The organism is Oscillospiraceae bacterium NTUH-002-81, assembly GCA_032620915.1.
In the GTDB taxonomy this organism is placed as follows: domain Bacteria; phylum Bacillota; class Clostridia; order Lachnospirales; family Lachnospiraceae; genus JAGTTR01.
Genome location: CP136052.1, coordinates 2,640,989 through 2,656,959, shown reverse-complemented (window position 1 = coordinate 2,656,959; position 15,971 = coordinate 2,640,989). Strand labels below are relative to the sequence as shown.

Here is a 15,971-nt window from a genome sequence, read left to right as displayed (position 1 = left end):
GCTTCTCTTTTTTGCGGAACTTTATTCTTCCCACTGGAATTGCTTCATGTCCACACAGCCATTATCACGAAATGTAACACCTTCTGCTTCCAGCAGCTCCCGCTGGTGCCGCCAGCCAGGGGCCGTGCGTCCGGCATGATTCACCACCCGATGACACGGGTAGTTTCCATAATATTCTGCGTGGGAAAGAATCCGTCCTACCAGTCTTGCATTCTTCTCCCGCCCGATGAGCCGGGCGATCTGGCCGTAAGAGGCCACCTTCCCTTCCGGAATTTCTTCTACCACAGACAGCACTTCATAGATCAGATCCTCGCCGAGAACATGGGACATGGAATGGACACCTCCTTTTCAAACTTAAAAAACAGTATAGCATATTTAAAAAACGAGGGATAGTGTGCTATACTGATACCAGTGGACAAAGGTCTGAGCCCACGCGTGCTTGCATGCTGGTGGGTGAAAGAACTTGGGACACGCCCCAACATGAGCATAAAAGTGAAGTGATAACTTCACGATATGCGAATGGTGGGAAGAATTGTGAGAGTGCGAAGCACGGAACAATTCGTAAGGTATCAAGAGAGAGACGGAGCGACAAAGGATGAGTTACTGTGAGAAATGCGGAACGCTTCTGGTGGAGCGTTTTCTGGAAAATGAGGGGATGATCCCCTACTGTGAGCACTGCGGCCAGTACCGGTTTCCCATGTTCAACACGGCGGTGAGCATGGTGGTGTACAGCCCGGATCACAGCAAAATTCTGCTGATCCAGCAGTACGGCAAGGCCCGGAATATTCTGGTGGCCGGGTATGTGAACAAGGGCGAGAGCGCCGAGGAGGCGGTTGTCCGGGAAGTGAAGGAGGAAACGGGCCTCACGGTGGTGGACTATCGGTTCAATAAGAGCGAGTATTTTGCAAAAAGCAATACCCTGATGGTGAATTTTGCCTGCACGGTGGACAGCGAGAATTTTACGCTGCGAAAAGGGGAGGTAGACCGGGCCGGGTGGTTTTCTGTGGAAGAGGCCCGGGCGCAGATCTATCACGACAGCCTGGCGGAGAAATTTCTGCTCAGCGCCATAGAGAAAAGGCTGTATCAGGCATAAAAAGATCAAATTTTTGTGGGAGGATAAGACAATGGCAGCAGGAGAAGTGGTGCTCATGTATCGCCTGGAAGGGGATCGCGGGCGAAAACTGAAAATGATTTTTGTACAGAACGGACTGCGGATCCGGCAGATACCCCGGGAGGAATATAACCAGCCCATCGGGGCGCTGGCCGGGATCAAAGAAATTCCCCGGGTGGAGGAAGTCTACGACGGGGACGAGCTGGCAGAGGAAATGCTGGTTTTCCGGGGGGTCTATGGCAAGCGGCTGGATCTTTTGCTGGCACAGATGCGCAAGAACAAAGTGGCGGTGAATCTGAAAGCGATCCTAACCGAACACAATGTGGGGTGGAGCGGTCTGCAGCTTTATGAGGAACTGAAAAAAGAGCACGAGCAGATGCATTCGTAAAAACATAAAAGGACAGGGAAGGGGAACGACGATATGAAAGAGACAAGACCGTATGTGAGTTGGGAGCTCATCGGAAATTTTATGACAACTGTTTTTGAAAAGGCTGGTGTACCGGCGGCGGACGCCAAAGTGTGCGCGGAGATTCTGATGGAAAGTGACCGCAGGGGCATTGAGAGCCACGGCTGCAACCGGTTCAAACCCATTTACATCGACCGTATCCGCCAGGGCATTTTAAATCCGGTGACGGAATTTGAGATCATCAAAGAGACCCCCACCACTGCGGTGGTGGACGGACACAACGGCATGGGCATGGTCATCGGAAAACAGGCCATGGAAATGGCCATCGACAAGGCAAAGAAGTGCGGCATGGGCATGGTTGCAGTGCGAAATTCAACCCATTATGGAATTGCTGGATATTATGCAACAATGTGCACGGCGCAGGACTGCATCGGCATCACCGGTACCAATGCCCGGCCTTCCATTGCACCCACCAACGGCGTGGAGAACATGCTGGGCACCAATCCGCTGACCTTTGGCATTCCAACGGATGAGGAATTCCCCTTCGTGCTGGACTGCGCCACTTCCATTTCTCAGCGGGGCAAGATTGAATACTTTGCCCGGAACGGCATGCCTACACCGGCGGGCATGGTCATCGGAGAAAACGGAGAGACGCTGACGGACAGCCAGCAGATTCTGAAAGACCTTACCACCGGCAAGGCAGCGCTGGCGCCCATCGGCGGTGTGGGCGAAGGGCTGGCAGGCTACAAGGGCTACGGCTATGCCACTGTGGTGGAAATCCTCTGTGCGGCTTTACAGGCGGGCAGCTTCCTGAAAATGCTTACAGGCAGAGACAGCGAGGGCAATGCCATTCCGTATCCGCTGGGCCATTTTTTCATCGCCATTGATACAGAGGCGTTCCTGGGTGCGGAGAGCTTCAAGAAAACCACTGGCGAGATCCTGCGGGAACTGCGGGCATCGAAAAAGGCGCCGGGCTGCGACCGGATCTACACGGCGGGAGAGAAGGAGCACGATGTCTGGATGGAGCGAAAGGACAAGGGCGTGCCCATGGCAGAAAACGTGCAGCGGGAATTTGCGCAGCTGCGGGAGGACTACGGCCTGCCGAAAGAGCAGTTCCTTTTCCCGTTTGAAAAATAAGAACATGCCGATCCCCCGGTGGATATTGTTAATAAAGCTTTACGGTGCGGGCGGTTGACAGTAAAAAATAGGATAAGTTATACTGGAAAAAAAACAAAGAGGTGGTTGCTTGAATGTAAAGCTGAAGGAAAAAAATAAGGGAGTCCCTGTCGGCAGTGCTGCCGATCACGGGAATCGTGCTGCTCTTAAGTAGTGTGCTGATTCCGCTGGAAATCGGTGTGATGGCCATGTTCTTTGCAGGGGCCTTTATGCTGATCATCGGGATGGGCATGTTTCAGCTGGGTGTGGAGATGTCCATGAGCCCGCTGGGAGAGGGTATGGGTGCTTCCCTTGCAAAATCCTGTAAGCTTGGGCTGGCCACAGTGGTGTCGCTGGCCATGGGAGTTCTTGTGACAATTGCGGAGCCGGACCTGCAGATTTTATCCCGGCAGGTTCCGGCCATTCCAAATATGGTTCTGATCCTGACAGTTGCAGCAGGCGTTGGGATCTGCCTTTGCATTGCTGTTCTTCGGATTGTTTTACATATCAATCTGTCTCTGATGCTGATCTTTTTTTATACGATCCTGATTTTGTTTTCTTTTTTTTTGTGCCCGGAGATTTTCTGGCGGTAGCTTTTGACTCCGGCGGTGTGACCACCGGTCCCATCACGGTACCGTTTATTATGGCACTGGGCGTTGGCCTGTCGGCGGTGCGCGGGGACAGGAATGCCTCCGGTGACAGCTTTGGTCTGGTGGCACTTTCCAGTGTGGGGCCGATCATGGCGGTGATGGTGCTGGGCTGCTGCTATGCGCCGGAAGAGGCATTGTATACACCGGCAGAGGTGGCAAGGGTTGTGACAATGAAGGATGTGTCCCACGCTTTTGCTGTGGAAATCCCCAAATATGCCAGGGAGGTGGCAGTCGCGGTTGGCCCCATTCTGGTGGTATTTGTCATATTTCAGCTGCTGGCCAGACGGTATCAGAAACGGCAGATCAAGAGAATGTGTGTGGGATTTGGTTATACATACGTGGGACTCGTACTGTTTTTGTGCGGCGTCAACGAGGGCTTTGCACCGGTGGGGACCATGCTGGGCCGGGAGCTGGCAGGGTCGGCACACAAATGGATGCTTGTGCCCATTGGGATGGTCATCGGATATTTTATTGTCAAGGCAGAACCGGCTATCCAGATTCTGAACCATCAGGTGCAGACTGTTTCCAATGGAACGGTATCAGCGAAAGCGATGAATACCTGCCTGTCCATCGGTGTTGCGGTCAGTATCGGCCTGGCGGTTCTTCGGATCCTTACCGGGCTTCCCATTCAGTGGATCCTTTTGCCGGGATATTTCCTTGCGCTGATGCTGTCAAGATTTGTGCCGGCTTTGTTTGTCGGTATTGCCTTTGATTCCGGTGGCGTGGCCAGTGGCCCTATGACATCCACGTTTTTGCTTCCGTTGTGCATCGGCGCCTGCGAGGCCGTGGGAGGCAATATCATGACGGATGCCTTCGGGGTGGTGGCTCTGGTGGCACTGACACCGCTCATTGCCGTGCAGCTCATGGGACTTGCCTGCGGACGAAGAGCGTGGAAGGAAGAACTGTCGAAAATCGGTGAAAGCATACCGGAGGATGCAGATACTATTGTGGAGATTATGGAGGATTGACGGATGCTTTTGAATGAAAAAAACAGTACCACTGCGCATTTTGGTGGTGATTACCATGCCGCGGCTTGCGAAAAAAGCCGTGAACCTGTTTCACGAAGGGAATATTACCTTACAGTATGAGTGGAATGCGTCCGGAACGGCATCCAGCGAAATGATGGATATTCTGGGTCTGGGGACGCCGGAAAAACGGGTGCTGATTACGATGCTTCCAAAGCCCTTTGCAGACCGGATGGGAAGAAAATTAAAGGAAGCCGCTGTCATTGGTGCGAAAAACAGCGGGATTGCTTTCACCCTGCCTCTGTCCGGGGTAAATCATCTGCTTTTACAGATACTGGAAGGATTGCAGGATCAGGAAATGCAGACGTTTGGAAAGGATGAGGGGAAAATGGAAGAGATGCGTTATGTGCTGGTTGCAGCAATCGTTAATCATGGATACAGTGAAAATGTGATGGAGGCGGCCAGGGAGGCCGGTGCAAGAGGGGGGAACCGTCGTCCCCGGCAGGCGGATCGGAAATGAAGAGGCCATCCGGTTTTGGAGCATGAACATCCAGGAAGAAAAAGAGATGGTTTTTATCATTACGGAGAAAGAAAACAAATTGAAAATCATGCAGGCTATCGGGGCAAAATGCGGGCTTCACAGTGATGCGGACGGACTGGTGCTGTCCATGCCCATTGATACGGTGATCGGCGGAAACGGCGGCAGATAGCACAAAATCAGTTTTCCTTCATAAGATAAAAAGAGAACTCGCAGGGGAGGAAAACAGTTTTGACAAAAATCATGATAGATGCCGGACATGGCGGCGCAGATCCCGGGGCCGTGTACAACGGCAGGCAGGAGAAGGATGACAACCTGAATCTGGCGCTGGCGGTGGGGCGCATCCTGGAGGAGGACGGCTACGAGGTGGAATATACCCGGACGAAGGATCTGTACCAGACGCCTTATGAGAAGGCAGAGCTGGGTAACGGCTCCGGGGCGGATCTGTTTGTGTCCATTCACCGCAATTCCAGCGTATTTCCCGATCAGTACAGCGGGGTGGAGACCCTTGTTTTTGATAACAGCGGGCAGAAAGCCCGGGCGGCGGCCAACATCAATGAGCGGCTGGAGCAGCTGGGCTTTCGCAACATCGGCGTCATTGAGCGTCCCAATCTGGTGGTGCTCAACAGTACGGACATCCCGGCGCTTCTGGTGGAGGCCGGATTCATCAACAACAGTGAGGACAATCGGTTGTTTGACCAGCAGTTTGACGCCATTGCCAGAGCCATCGCCAAAGGCATCGAGGACGCTTACCCGGCGGTGAAGCCGGAGGTGTACTACCGGGTGCAGACCGGTATGTTCAGAAACCGGGACAACGCGGAACGGATGCTGTACCGGCTGCAGGCGGATGGATTTCCGGTGTTTCTCACGTACCGGGACGGCCTGTTCCGGGTACAGGTGGGCGCTTTCCGGGAACTGGAAAATGCCGTGCAGATGGAGCAGCGGCTCAGACGGAAGGGCTATGAGACGTGGATCGTGAGCGAATGACATAGAGAACCGTCCACAGAAGGTTTACCCAGATCCAGCCAAGGCCGGTGGCCGCGGCGATGGTATCCAGACCAAACCGGCGGATGAACAGCCAGGAGAGAACCGCACGCAGGCTGATATGGCTTGCCGCGCCGATAAAGGGGATCAGAACCTGTCCGGTGCCGTCAAAATATCCGTCAAACGTATTACCGAGAAAGCAGAGCGGGTAGAAGAAGGAAATCAGATGCAGGTAAGAAACGGCCTGTTCCAGTGCCTCGGGATCGTCTGCTCCGAGAAAAATCGTGCAGGCAGGGCGGGCCAGCAGGAAAAGGGCGGCGGAACAGAGAAGACCGAAGAGCAGAAGCAGTTTTGCACTCTCCCGAAAGGTCTTCTGTACCCGCTCTTTTTTCTGTGCGCCCACATTCTGTGCCACCACGATGGAGGTGGCCGCCGCGCTGCTGTCCCCGAAGGAATTGATAAAGCCCTCTGTCCGTGTGGCCGCCGTGTAGGCGGAGATAGCGGCAGCGGGATGGGGTTCGCCCCACCGCCGCGTGTGAGCAGCTGCTTCCGGCGGTGCAGGAGCTGCTGCACTGCCAGAACGTGTGCCAGCAGATTTCTGCGGGTATCCGCGGATTGCAGACGGGTTCTGTCACTGTTGGGACAGCTTACAGTGCGTCCTATGCCTGGATATCGGAGGCGGCCTCTGATTTTCACAGCCAGTATCCGGGGATTGAGCTGCAGATCCGGGGCGGCTACAGCACGCAGCTGCTGGAAGCGCTGCGCGCCAGAAAGGTGGACCTTTGTTTCATCAGTGAGCGGGAGGGGGATCACCGCTGGATTCCCCTGCAGGAAGATCAGGTCATGGCCTGGATCCCGAAGGACAGCGATCTGGATAAAAGCGGTGCGGTGCCGGTGGCGGCTTTTGCCAGGGAACCGTATATTGAAATTTATCCGGGGATGGACATTGACAATCTCCGGGTGCTGAAAGCCTGCAAGGTGCAGCCCAACACCCGGTTTTCCACCATGGACAGCTATGCGGCCTGTGCCATGGTGGAAGCGGGACTTGGCATCACCATGAACAACGGGATGAACCGGCCAACGGTGGACGACGGCATCAAGATCGTTCCCCTGGATCCGCCCCAGAAGGTCATGGTGGGCATTGCGGCTATGCGGGATCTCTCGCCCGCAGCGGAGCGTTTTCTTGATTTTTTGCTGAAAAAACAGCGATAAAATCTGTCCGCAGGAATCGGAATAGAAAGCATTGACTTTGTGAAAAATAAAAAGTATAATAAGAAAACAAACACATGTTCGATTTTATGGAGGAGGCAGAGAATGAAAGAGCGCACGTATATTTCTATTGATCTGAAGTCTTTCTATGCCTCTGTGGAGTGTAAAGATCGGGAACTGGATCCCATGGACACGAATCTGGTGGTGGCAGACGAGAGCCGGACGGACAAGACCATCTGCCTGGCGGTGACGCCTTCCCTGAAAAGTTACGGGATTTCCGGGCGGGGGCGGCTCTTTGAGGTGCGCCAGCGGGTCAGGGAGGCCAATGCCGCAAGGCAGCAGGCCGCGCCGGGCCATCGGCTGACCGGGGCTTCCTGCTCTGCCGCAGAACTGGCGGCTGATCCGGCCCTGGCGGTGGATTTCATCATTGCGCCGCCGCGGATGGCCTTCTATATGGAGTACAGCAGGCAGGTTTACAGCGTTTACCTGAAATATATCGCGCCGGAGGATATGGTGGTCTATTCCATCGACGAGGTGTTCATGGATGTGACGGATTATCTTCATACCTATGGTCTTTCCCCCCGGGAGCTGGCCCGGAAGATCATCCTGGATGTGCTGGATACCACTGGTCTGACGGCCACGGCGGGCATCGGCACCAATCTTTTTCTCAGTAAGGTGGCCATGGATATTGTGGCAAAACATATCCCGGCGGATGAGAAGGGCGTGCGTATTGCGGAGCTGACGGAGGCCGCGTTTCGGGAAAAACTGTGGGATCATCGGCCCCTCACGGATTTCTGGCGGGTAGGCCCCGGGATTGCGAAAAAGCTGTCAGTCTACGGGATTTTCACCATGGGGGATATTGCCCTCTGTTCTGAGCAGGACGAAGAACTTTTGTATCAGCTGTTTGGGAAAAATGCGGAGCTGCTCATCGATCATGCCTGGGGCTGGGAGCCCTGTACTGTTGCGGCCATCAAAGCTTACCGTCCGGCCAGCAGCAGTCTGACCTCCGGCCAGGTGCTTTCCTGCGCTTATGAGGCAGAGCAGGCCAGGCTGGTGATCAAGGAGATGGCGGATGCGCTGGCACTGGATCTGGTGGATAAAGGACTGGTTACCGATCAGATCGTCCTCACTGTCGGCTATGATATAGAGAACCTCACAGATCCGGCGCGGAGTGCCAGGTATCGCGGTGAAGTGGAAAAAGACCGCTATGGGCGGCGTGTGCCCAAATCGGCCCACGGCACGGAGAATCTGGACAGTTACACCTCCTCCGCCCGGAAGATCATGGATGCTGCGACGGCACTGTTTGACCGGATCATCCACCGGGGACTGCTGGTGCGCCGCATGTATGTGGTAGCCAATCATGTGGTGCCGGAGGCAGAGGCACCGAAGAAGAACGAGGACTTTGTGCAGATGGATCTCTTCACTGATTATGGCGCACAGGAGGTGCGGCAGCGGGAGGAAGAGGCTGCCCTTTCCCGGGAGCGTAAGCTCCAGGAGGCGGCCCTGGCCATCAAGAAGAAATATGGGAAAAATGCACTTTTGAAGGGGATGAACCTGGAAGAAGGGGCCACGGCCCGGACACGCAATGCACAGATCGGAGGACATAGAGCGTAGCTATGGATGCTGTCTGCGATTTCAGGGAAAAGAGAAGCTTAAGATGTCTTTCATGGAGGGAACGGAACAGCTTCTGGCAGATAAAGGGATAGAAGATTTTGGAGGGGAGAGGTGAACAATATGGATAAAAAATATGTTGCCATTGCGGGAGTGCCGCATCACGTTTCCCGTGTGCATCCGCAGATGTCCATGGAAGACCGGGCGGCGCAGTTTTCTCCTTTTGCGGCCCTTACCGGCTACGGGGACGTCATTTTGGAAACCCAGCGTCTCACCGATGAGAAGGTAGAACTGGATGAGGAAGCACTGGCGCTTCTGGATGAAAAATATCAGATACTGATGTGCAGAATGGAGGAACAGCCCGTCGTGCAGATCACCTATTTTCAGCCGGATGAGCGCAAAGAAGGCGGCTCGTATGTGACGGTGACTGGGGTGGTCAGAAGGGTGGATGATGTGATGAGGAAGATTACCATGCAGGATGGAAACGAGATCGAGATGGGGGAAATTTTAAATGTGGAATATGAGAATATTTAGCAAAACTGTACGATTTTAAAAAATATTTCGGATGATTTGTTGAAAAAATCGAACGATAGTGATATCCTGTAAGTGTAAAAATAATAACCGGGAAAGGAGGAATCCTATGATGTCTATTACTGCAACAGAATTGAAAAGTAATCTTGGAAAGTATCTTTTGCTTGCTGCGACGGAGGATATTTTTATTACGAAAAATGGAAAAGTGATTGCAAAATTATCGAATCCTCATCAGGACAGGGTAGATATGGCAAAATCTTTGTTTGGTATTCTTCCAGATGATGTATCATTGGAGGAAGCGAGAGAGGAGAGGTTAGAGAAAATATGAGAGCTGTGATAGATACCTGTATTGTGGTGGACGCGCTACAGAATCGTGAGCCGTTTTGCCGGGATGCGCAGGCGATTTTTTTGCTTTGTGCGAATCGGCAGTATGAAGGATTTCTGACGGCCAAGTCCGTGACGGACATTTATTATCTGACACACCGACAGACACATAGTGAGAAAACAACACGGGATGTGTTGAAGAAACTTTGTACGTTATTTGGCTTGCTGGATACGAGAGGATTGGATATCCGCAAAGCGATTTCTGATGAAATTTCGGACTTTGAGGATGCTGTAATGATAGAAACGGCAATTCGTTCCGGGATGGACTGTATTGTAACGAGAAATATCAGGGATTATAAGAATGCATTCATTCCGGTATACACACCAGAAGAATTTCTGGAGTTGTTGGCCAGAGATCAGGTGGACAAAAAATTAAGTCTTTACAAAACAGATAAAAGTGAGTATGATAAACCGTATCGGAACTCAATTTCCAGACCGGAAGCGTCTGCTTTCGGAAGTCCAGCTGCCGTTCCAGGCAGAGATTCAGGACGAAGTTCAGGAATGATTTTGCACCTTGACAATTACATAAGGGATACCTGTATATATGTTGCCTCTTACGAATGAAAGAGATGAGGTGGAACATTTGATAAAAAAATACAGAAAAATGATATTGGCAGGGCTGTTGACGCTGTGCTTTTTCGGGCAGTGCATGGCTGTGGGAGCAGCGCCCGTGGAAGCCGTGTCAAAGGAAACGAAACTTGCCAGGGAGTCTGCGCAGGATGCACAGACAGCGATGCAAAGTGATATGCAGAATGACATACATCATGTGGTTTCGGAAGAGGAAAATCAGGAAAAAGATTCTTCGCAGGAAACATCTTCCAAAGACAACACTCTTGCGGATGAAATGACGGAAGACGCACCCTCCGAAGACGAAATCTCGGGGGATGAGGAGGGGAGAAAAGAACGGCACAGAGGAAAGCTATTTGGAAGATGAAGTTTCCACAGATACCGTGCAGGAGAAGGCGGTTCTCGAAGGTGAGACCTCTGAAAATGCACTTTCCGAAGGTGCGGATTCGGAAGCAGAGCTGCCTACACGTCCTCTGTCGGAGGTAGAGCAGGAGATGGATGCTGCGCTGTCGCCTCCTTCTACGGCAAAGGTCACAAGACAGGCAGCAGGTGCGGGCCGGGCAGCTTCCGGGGGAACCCACGGCGTCGATCACCAAGACGGCCCAGTGGGTGGATATTGAGCGGGGCATCGCCCGGATTGATCTGACGGAGACGGATACGCCGGGCGCGACGAACCAGGGGATGGATTACATCATCATTCTGGATCGGACGAGAACAATGTCGCTGAACGATCGGAATTTTCAGGGCAACGAATCTGATCATGTGGGTGCGTCCAATTCGCCCTGCCTGAACCGGGATCATTATTATGAATACGACGGGAAACAGCTGGATCTGTACGACTATACCAGCGGTCTGATCCGGGGAACGAACACAGTGGTGACACTGCCCCAGGATGCCGGACTTTACCGTTATCACAAAAATGGCGCCGGGCAGAGCATTGGCGTGGACTATGGAAACGGCTGTCAGGATCGTCTTTCCCTGTCCAAGCAGACGATCTGCGGGCTCATTGACCGGATTGCGGCCAATTCCCCCAAGGATGCCGTTGTGGGCAATCGGGTGAGCTACTGGAGCTTTGCCGGGACATACTGGCCGGAGCAGGAGGGTGAGCTGGACACTGATCCGGAGAAAGGGATTTACAACTACATTCCGCTGACTGGGGATTTTGCAGCGGTGAAAAATAAAGTCAATGAAACGATGACCTATGCGGGCACTTATTATCAGGAATCCATGAAGCGGGCTTACGAGCAGCTGTCTGCCAGAACCGGCAATCATAAAAATGCACCGTCCAAGGTCATTTTTATTTCTGATGGCAAGTGTTCAGATGACTGGGATCAGGTGACATACTGGAATGAAAAGCTGCGGCAGATCCCGGGCTGTACCATCTATACGCTGGCAGTGGGGATGCCGGTGGCTTCTGACGGCGCGGTATTTCTGAAAAATCTGTCCACGAATCGGGACAGCAGCACTTTTGCGGCTTTTACCACGAACCTGAACACGTCCAACCCGGCTTTTGCCAACACGTTGGCGGCCATTGAAGCGGCAACGGTGAAAACCAGTGCGGTGAAAAAAGTGCTGACAGACAAATTGCAGACAAAGTACTGGAATTTTGACAAGGTGTTGTCGGTGGATGGCAGTGCCCAGTGTAAGGATGGGGTGCTCACCTGGCAGGTGCCGGATGGCGAGAATCGCACGTGGCGGTGCAGTATCCAGGTGCGCTTAAAGGATGCCTACCGGTATCTGGTGTCGGATACGTCCTATGACACCAATGCGGATACGGCCCAGGAAAAGGGTTGCCGCCTGGATTATGAGATCAGCGGCGGCGCTTCCAACGGGCAGAAGAGAAAGACGGAAGCGGCAACGCCGGTTTTAAAGTACGGCGCCGTGGAGGTGAAGGGCATCAAGAAATGGGCGGTGAAAAACGCCGAAGGAGAAGGCGTTCTTTTTCGGCTGGGCAGACGTCTTCCCGGAGCGGGGCAGGATACCTGGCTGGCAGAACAGGAGGTTACGGCTGTCAATGGCTGGCAGTATGTATTCCAGACCCGGCTGGAGGGGGGCGGAACAGCTGCCGCTGGTGCTTTACAACAATGCACAGCAGAAATACACCTATGCCTTGAAAGAGGAGGTGCCTTTTTACGAGAACACGAATGTAACCCGGCAGGAAAATGGCGGAAAGCTGGAAGTGACACTGGAAAATACGCCTTACCGGATCCGCCTGCAGGTGGAGAAGAAGGCGGCAGATACGAAGGAACCATTGGATGGTGCCAGTTTCGGCGTGTATGTTTACAGCAAAAAGACCCAGGATTACGAGCCCTATACCGGAGATGACACCAGTGCGTCCGGGAAAACGCACATGCAGCTGATCCCGAAGCAGGGAGAGAAGGGGGGTGTATGTGACACCTGCCTGGCTCTATTATACGCCGGACAATGACGGGCGCTTCCGGGTGGTGGAAGAGCGGGCTCCGGAAGGCTTTGTGGGGGATTACACCGATGATACGTACCAGGAAAAGCATACCTATGACGTGCGGATCACGGAAGAAAATACCGGCACGGAGGTGGCAAAGACGGTGGATGGCGCCGCCCTTTGTGTGGAAAACGAGCCGGTGAAAGGGGAAATCTGTGTATACAAGCGGGATGCGGATTCCGGCCTGGGAGCACCCCAGGGCAATGCAAAGCTTTTCTACGAAGATACGCAGAAAAATGCCCGTTATGGGCTGTTTGACGCTGCCGGGGAGCAGGTTGCCGACGGCAGGATCGGCAGTGACGGGAAACTGACCTTTGCGGATGTGCCCCTGGGAACGTATACGGTCCGGGAACTGGATACGCCGCCGGAAGGGTATCTTCTGGACGACACCGCCTATCCGGTGACACTTCTGTGGGAAGGGGAGGACAAGCCGCTGGTGAAGGTGCAGCTGGAGGTGTCCGAACCGGTGAAAAAACAGAAGCAGGTGATCTACAAGGTGGGCGGAGACGACGATGCCACTGTGATGGAGTGGATCAAAGATGCGGGATTCATGGTATTTTCCTATCAGGATCTGGAATTGTACGAGCAGACAGAAAATGGCAGAGCACCTCTTTCTGACGAGCAGGTGCGGGCAATCCTGAAAGAAAAGTATCAGAACCCGAAGAATCTGACGTACACAATTATGAAAACCTTGCCGGGCGTGTTGCTTTTTGAAACGGGAAGTCCATATCGGCTGGAAGAATTTTATGGAAAGGACGGCATTCTGGAGACACCGCTGCTTCCCTATGGCGATTACGTGCTGGTGGAGACGACTGTGCCGAAGGGTAAGCGAAGCGTGGAACCGGTGCTGCTGCATATCCGGGAAGATGAGACTGACGGCGAGAAGAAAGGAGACGGGAAAGGAACGAAACGGGAGCCCATTATTTTGCGGGACCGGGACGTGAAAGCCAATGTGCAGATCATCAAGAAAGACGCTGTTTCCGGCCTTCCGGTGCAGGATGGCGAGGCGGCCTATGTCATTCATGATGTGGAGGGTGCCTGGAGAAAACAGTATTTTGCCAAAGCAACGCTGGCAGAAAAGGCCGCGTACCTGCTGCGGGGTGATGGCCTGGTGCTGGAATACGATCAGGCCACCGGCAGCTGGCGGGGCACCAGAAGCAATCCGTACCGCACGCAGCGGGTGCAGACGGATGCACTGGCGGCTTTTACAGAAGAAGGGCTGCCGGAAGGTTTATATGAGCTGGAAGAGGTGACAGCGCCCGCAGGTTACGTCCTGTCGGGGCAGGAGGGCGTGATCTCCCGCTCGGATGCAGTGACAACGGGCAACCATACCTATTATGAAACGGAAGCCGCAGGACAGTGGACACCGGCAGGAAAAGCCAGAGCAAGATTTGTTGTCACGGCGGACAATGCAGCCTATGATGCTGCGGCCAACCGCTGGACGGTGACGGCAGAGCAGTATAACGACCCGGTGATCGGCAAGCTGTCCATTGTTGCCATGGCTGAAAAAACAGAACCAAACATCCGGGTGCCGCAGAAGGGGGCGGCGTTTGCCCTGTATGCAGAAGAGGATATCCGGGATGGCAGCGGCAGGCTGCTCTATGAGAAAGACGCCCTGGTGCGCACCTTTGTGGCGGATGCGAAGGGGCAGGCCTGGAGCGGCGATACCGACGGAACGGACGGCAACCCGGCAGGACTGCCCATGGGCACGTACCGGCTGGTACAGACAAAGGCAGGAGAAGGATTTGCGCTGGATGAGGCGGCAACCCGGCCTCGGATCATCACGTTTTCTTATAAAGACAGCCATACGCCGGTGATCTACCGGGATGAGAGTTATCTGCTTCTGGCAGAAAAGAAAACGGTGGAGCTCCCGGAGAAAGAGCGCCCTTCTGTGCCGCAGCCCGCACCGGCCTCCAATCCCAAGACCGGGGATGTGGCGCGGCCGGAGGCGCTGGCTTTTCTGGGGTTGTGCAGTCTGGCAATTATCATCAGAAGGAGAAAAAACAGGTGAGCATTGTATTGTGGGGAGAATCAAAGGAAGAAGAACGTCTGAAAGAGATCAGAAGAGGCCTTCTGTGTATGCAGCGGCAGCAGCTGTTGGCATCTGGAGAGATCCATGTGTGCACAGGTGCTTATGAATCTTTTTATGGCAGCCGGGAATTTCGGCAGGCGGAACTGATCTTTGTCTATTTTGCGGAACCGGGGGAGGATTTCTGCCGGTTCTTCATTTCACACAGGCGGTATACACAGAAAACCGTCTTTCTGTTCGGGCAGTCCTATGGCTGCTTTGATCCGGGAAAACTGCGGGATTATTACCGGGTATCGGAAAAAGAATATGTGATGGTGCCGGGAAGGAGGGATTATTTTTACGAGGCGGGCATCAAACAGCTGCTCTGCCTGATCCGGAAAAACCGGGAACGGCAGGAGCTGTTCACTGCATAAGCGTCAGCAGTTCATAGACAGAAATTCACTCTTATGCTATGATAAAGTCATAACTTCGCAGAAGGAGTGAATCAAATGGATGAAAAATTAAAGTTTCGGGAAGCGCTGAACGAGCTGGTGGCCCGGGCGACCGCGGACGGCGGCAGGATTTCCAGAGAAGAACTGGAAAAGCGTGTGCAGGAGTTTGGATTTACGGAAGAACAACTGGACATGGTGGGCCGGTATCTGAAAGCGATGAACATTGAGATAGACGGAATGGAAGCCGTTGGCGGTGAGGCGTTTGCCGGATCGAATGAAGAAAACAGGACAGATAGAGAGCCTGCGGATCTGGCAGGAGGAAACGATGGCGGGGAAGATGCAGATATGACGCTGCTGGAAGCCCTGTCGGAAGAGGATCGCCAGGTGCTGGGGGATTATCTGGAATCTCTGGAAGATCTGGCCCGGGACGCAGCGATGGCAGAGCACATGCGGTTAAGCGCCCAGCTGGCTCTTTCCTATGCAGGAAAAGGCATTCCGTTGGAGGATCTGATCCAGGAAGGCAATGTGGGGCTGATCATGGCACTGGACACACTGGAATTAAGGGAAGATGGCATTTCAGAGGCAGAATATATACGGGAAGGGATCCGTGGCGCGATGGAAAACCTGCTGGAGGAAGAGGCAGGGCTGCAGAAATCAGACGGCCAGATTCTGGAGCGGATCAATTATATCGGCGAGGCGATCCGTAACCTTTCCGAGGAGTTGGAGCGGAAGGTAACGCTGGAAGAGCTGTCCGCGTATCTGGACATGCCGGAGGCGGAGATCGCAGACGTTCTGCGGCTGACCGGAGAGGACATCAAGACCGAACAGGAAGCCATGGAAGAGCAGGAGGCGCAGGCGAAGGAGAACGGTGGACAGGGAACCGTCGGCTACGCGTCTGTGGAGGATTTCAAGATTTTTTAGCCCATGGTATCCTCGTGA

Annotated in this window: 21 protein-coding genes; 18 read left to right on the top strand and 3 right to left on the bottom strand. The window is 53.7% G+C overall.

Annotated features, from left to right (window positions below; translation table 11 throughout):
* Nucleotides 1-21: 21 nt before the first annotated feature.
* Complete coding sequence (locus RJD28_13175) at nucleotides 22-330, bottom strand: MGMT family protein (protein ID WNV57224.1); 309 nt, start codon at nucleotides 328-330, stop codon at nucleotides 22-24.
* A 45-nt stretch (nucleotides 331-375) separates the two neighbouring features.
* Nucleotides 376-597, bottom strand: coding sequence for a hypothetical protein (locus RJD28_13170; GenBank protein WNV59624.1), 222 nt, complete (start codon nucleotides 595-597; stop codon nucleotides 376-378).
* Between RJD28_13170 and RJD28_13165 the strand changes: the two genes are divergently transcribed.
* From RJD28_13165 to RJD28_13130, 8 genes are all read left to right on the top strand, one after another.
* On the top strand, nucleotides 596-1,093 hold the full coding sequence (locus tag RJD28_13165; GenBank protein ID WNV57223.1) for an NUDIX domain-containing protein: 498 nt from the start codon (nucleotides 596-598) through the stop codon (nucleotides 1,091-1,093). The two genes, RJD28_13170 and RJD28_13165, sit on opposite strands and share 2 nt — an antisense overlap.
* A 31-nt stretch (nucleotides 1,094-1,124) precedes the next feature.
* Nucleotides 1,125-1,499, top strand: coding sequence for a DUF3783 domain-containing protein (locus tag RJD28_13160; protein WNV57222.1), 375 nt, complete (start codon nucleotides 1,125-1,127; stop codon nucleotides 1,497-1,499).
* A gap of 33 nt (nucleotides 1,500-1,532) precedes the next feature.
* Nucleotides 1,533-2,654, top strand: coding sequence for an Ldh family oxidoreductase (locus RJD28_13155; protein ID WNV57221.1), 1,122 nt, complete (start codon nucleotides 1,533-1,535; stop codon nucleotides 2,652-2,654).
* Between the two features lie 155 nt (nucleotides 2,655-2,809).
* Nucleotides 2,810-3,265, top strand: a complete 456-nt coding sequence (locus RJD28_13150) for a DUF1538 family protein (GenBank protein ID WNV57220.1) — start codon at nucleotides 2,810-2,812, stop codon at nucleotides 3,263-3,265.
* Nucleotides 3,241-4,290: a DUF1538 family protein gene (locus tag RJD28_13145; GenBank protein ID WNV57219.1), complete on the top strand. Its 1,050-nt coding sequence runs from the start codon at nucleotides 3,241-3,243 to the stop codon at nucleotides 4,288-4,290. Before RJD28_13150 ends, RJD28_13145 begins: the two co-directional genes overlap by 25 nt.
* A gap of 13 nt (nucleotides 4,291-4,303) precedes the next feature.
* Nucleotides 4,304-4,807: a hypothetical protein gene (locus RJD28_13140; protein WNV57218.1), complete on the top strand. Its 504-nt coding sequence runs from the start codon at nucleotides 4,304-4,306 to the stop codon at nucleotides 4,805-4,807.
* Nucleotides 4,808-4,853: 46 nt separating this feature from the next.
* Complete coding sequence (locus RJD28_13135) at nucleotides 4,854-4,997, top strand: hypothetical protein (GenBank protein ID WNV57217.1); 144 nt, start codon at nucleotides 4,854-4,856, stop codon at nucleotides 4,995-4,997.
* A 59-nt stretch (nucleotides 4,998-5,056) separates the two neighbouring features.
* Entirely contained in the window at nucleotides 5,057-5,812 is a 756-nt protein-coding gene (locus RJD28_13130; GenBank protein ID WNV57216.1) for an N-acetylmuramoyl-L-alanine amidase, read from the top strand.
* Here the strand turns inward: RJD28_13130 and RJD28_13125 are convergent.
* The gene (locus tag RJD28_13125; protein WNV59623.1) at nucleotides 5,772-6,269 is read right to left on the bottom strand and encodes an MATE family efflux transporter; all 498 of its coding nucleotides are present in this window, start codon (nucleotides 6,267-6,269) and stop codon (nucleotides 5,772-5,774) included. The two genes, RJD28_13130 and RJD28_13125, sit on opposite strands and share 41 nt — an antisense overlap.
* Before the next feature lie 95 nt (nucleotides 6,270-6,364).
* Between RJD28_13125 and RJD28_13120 the strand changes: the two genes are divergently transcribed.
* From RJD28_13120 to RJD28_13075, 10 genes are all read left to right on the top strand, one after another.
* Nucleotides 6,365-7,021, top strand: coding sequence for a LysR family transcriptional regulator substrate-binding protein (locus RJD28_13120; GenBank protein WNV57215.1), 657 nt, complete (start codon nucleotides 6,365-6,367; stop codon nucleotides 7,019-7,021).
* Between the two features lie 102 nt (nucleotides 7,022-7,123).
* Nucleotides 7,124-8,632 carry a DNA methylase gene (locus tag RJD28_13115; protein ID WNV57214.1) on the top strand — a complete coding sequence of 503 codons (1,509 nt, stop codon included), beginning with the start codon at nucleotides 7,124-7,126 and terminating at the stop codon, nucleotides 8,630-8,632.
* Nucleotides 8,633-8,752: 120 nt separating this feature from the next.
* Entirely contained in the window at nucleotides 8,753-9,163 is a 411-nt protein-coding gene (locus RJD28_13110) for a YolD-like family protein (protein ID WNV57213.1), read from the top strand.
* 109 nt (nucleotides 9,164-9,272) lie between these two features.
* Nucleotides 9,273-9,488 carry a type II toxin-antitoxin system prevent-host-death family antitoxin gene (locus tag RJD28_13105; GenBank protein WNV59622.1) on the top strand — a complete coding sequence of 72 codons (216 nt, stop codon included), beginning with the start codon at nucleotides 9,273-9,275 and terminating at the stop codon, nucleotides 9,486-9,488.
* The gene (locus tag RJD28_13100; protein WNV57212.1) at nucleotides 9,485-10,108 is read left to right on the top strand and encodes a PIN domain-containing protein; all 624 of its coding nucleotides are present in this window, start codon (nucleotides 9,485-9,487) and stop codon (nucleotides 10,106-10,108) included. The genes RJD28_13105 and RJD28_13100 overlap by 4 nt, the downstream gene beginning before the upstream one ends.
* 359 nt (nucleotides 10,109-10,467) lie before the next feature.
* On the top strand, nucleotides 10,468-10,731 hold the full coding sequence (locus RJD28_13095; protein ID WNV57211.1) for a hypothetical protein: 264 nt from the start codon (nucleotides 10,468-10,470) through the stop codon (nucleotides 10,729-10,731).
* Nucleotides 10,661-12,436 (top strand): vWA domain-containing protein, encoded by a 1,776-nt coding sequence (locus RJD28_13090; GenBank protein WNV57210.1) that lies wholly within the window; start codon nucleotides 10,661-10,663, stop codon nucleotides 12,434-12,436. The genes RJD28_13095 and RJD28_13090 overlap by 71 nt, the downstream gene beginning before the upstream one ends.
* A 59-nt stretch (nucleotides 12,437-12,495) precedes the next feature.
* Nucleotides 12,496-14,583, top strand: coding sequence for a SpaA isopeptide-forming pilin-related protein (locus RJD28_13085; GenBank protein WNV57209.1), 2,088 nt, complete (start codon nucleotides 12,496-12,498; stop codon nucleotides 14,581-14,583).
* On the top strand, nucleotides 14,580-15,014 hold the full coding sequence (locus RJD28_13080; GenBank protein WNV57208.1) for a hypothetical protein: 435 nt from the start codon (nucleotides 14,580-14,582) through the stop codon (nucleotides 15,012-15,014). Before RJD28_13085 ends, RJD28_13080 begins: the two co-directional genes overlap by 4 nt.
* A gap of 75 nt (nucleotides 15,015-15,089) precedes the next feature.
* Nucleotides 15,090-15,953, top strand: coding sequence for a sigma-70 domain-containing protein (locus RJD28_13075; protein WNV57207.1), 864 nt, complete (start codon nucleotides 15,090-15,092; stop codon nucleotides 15,951-15,953).
* Nucleotides 15,954-15,971 lie beyond the last annotated feature (18 nt).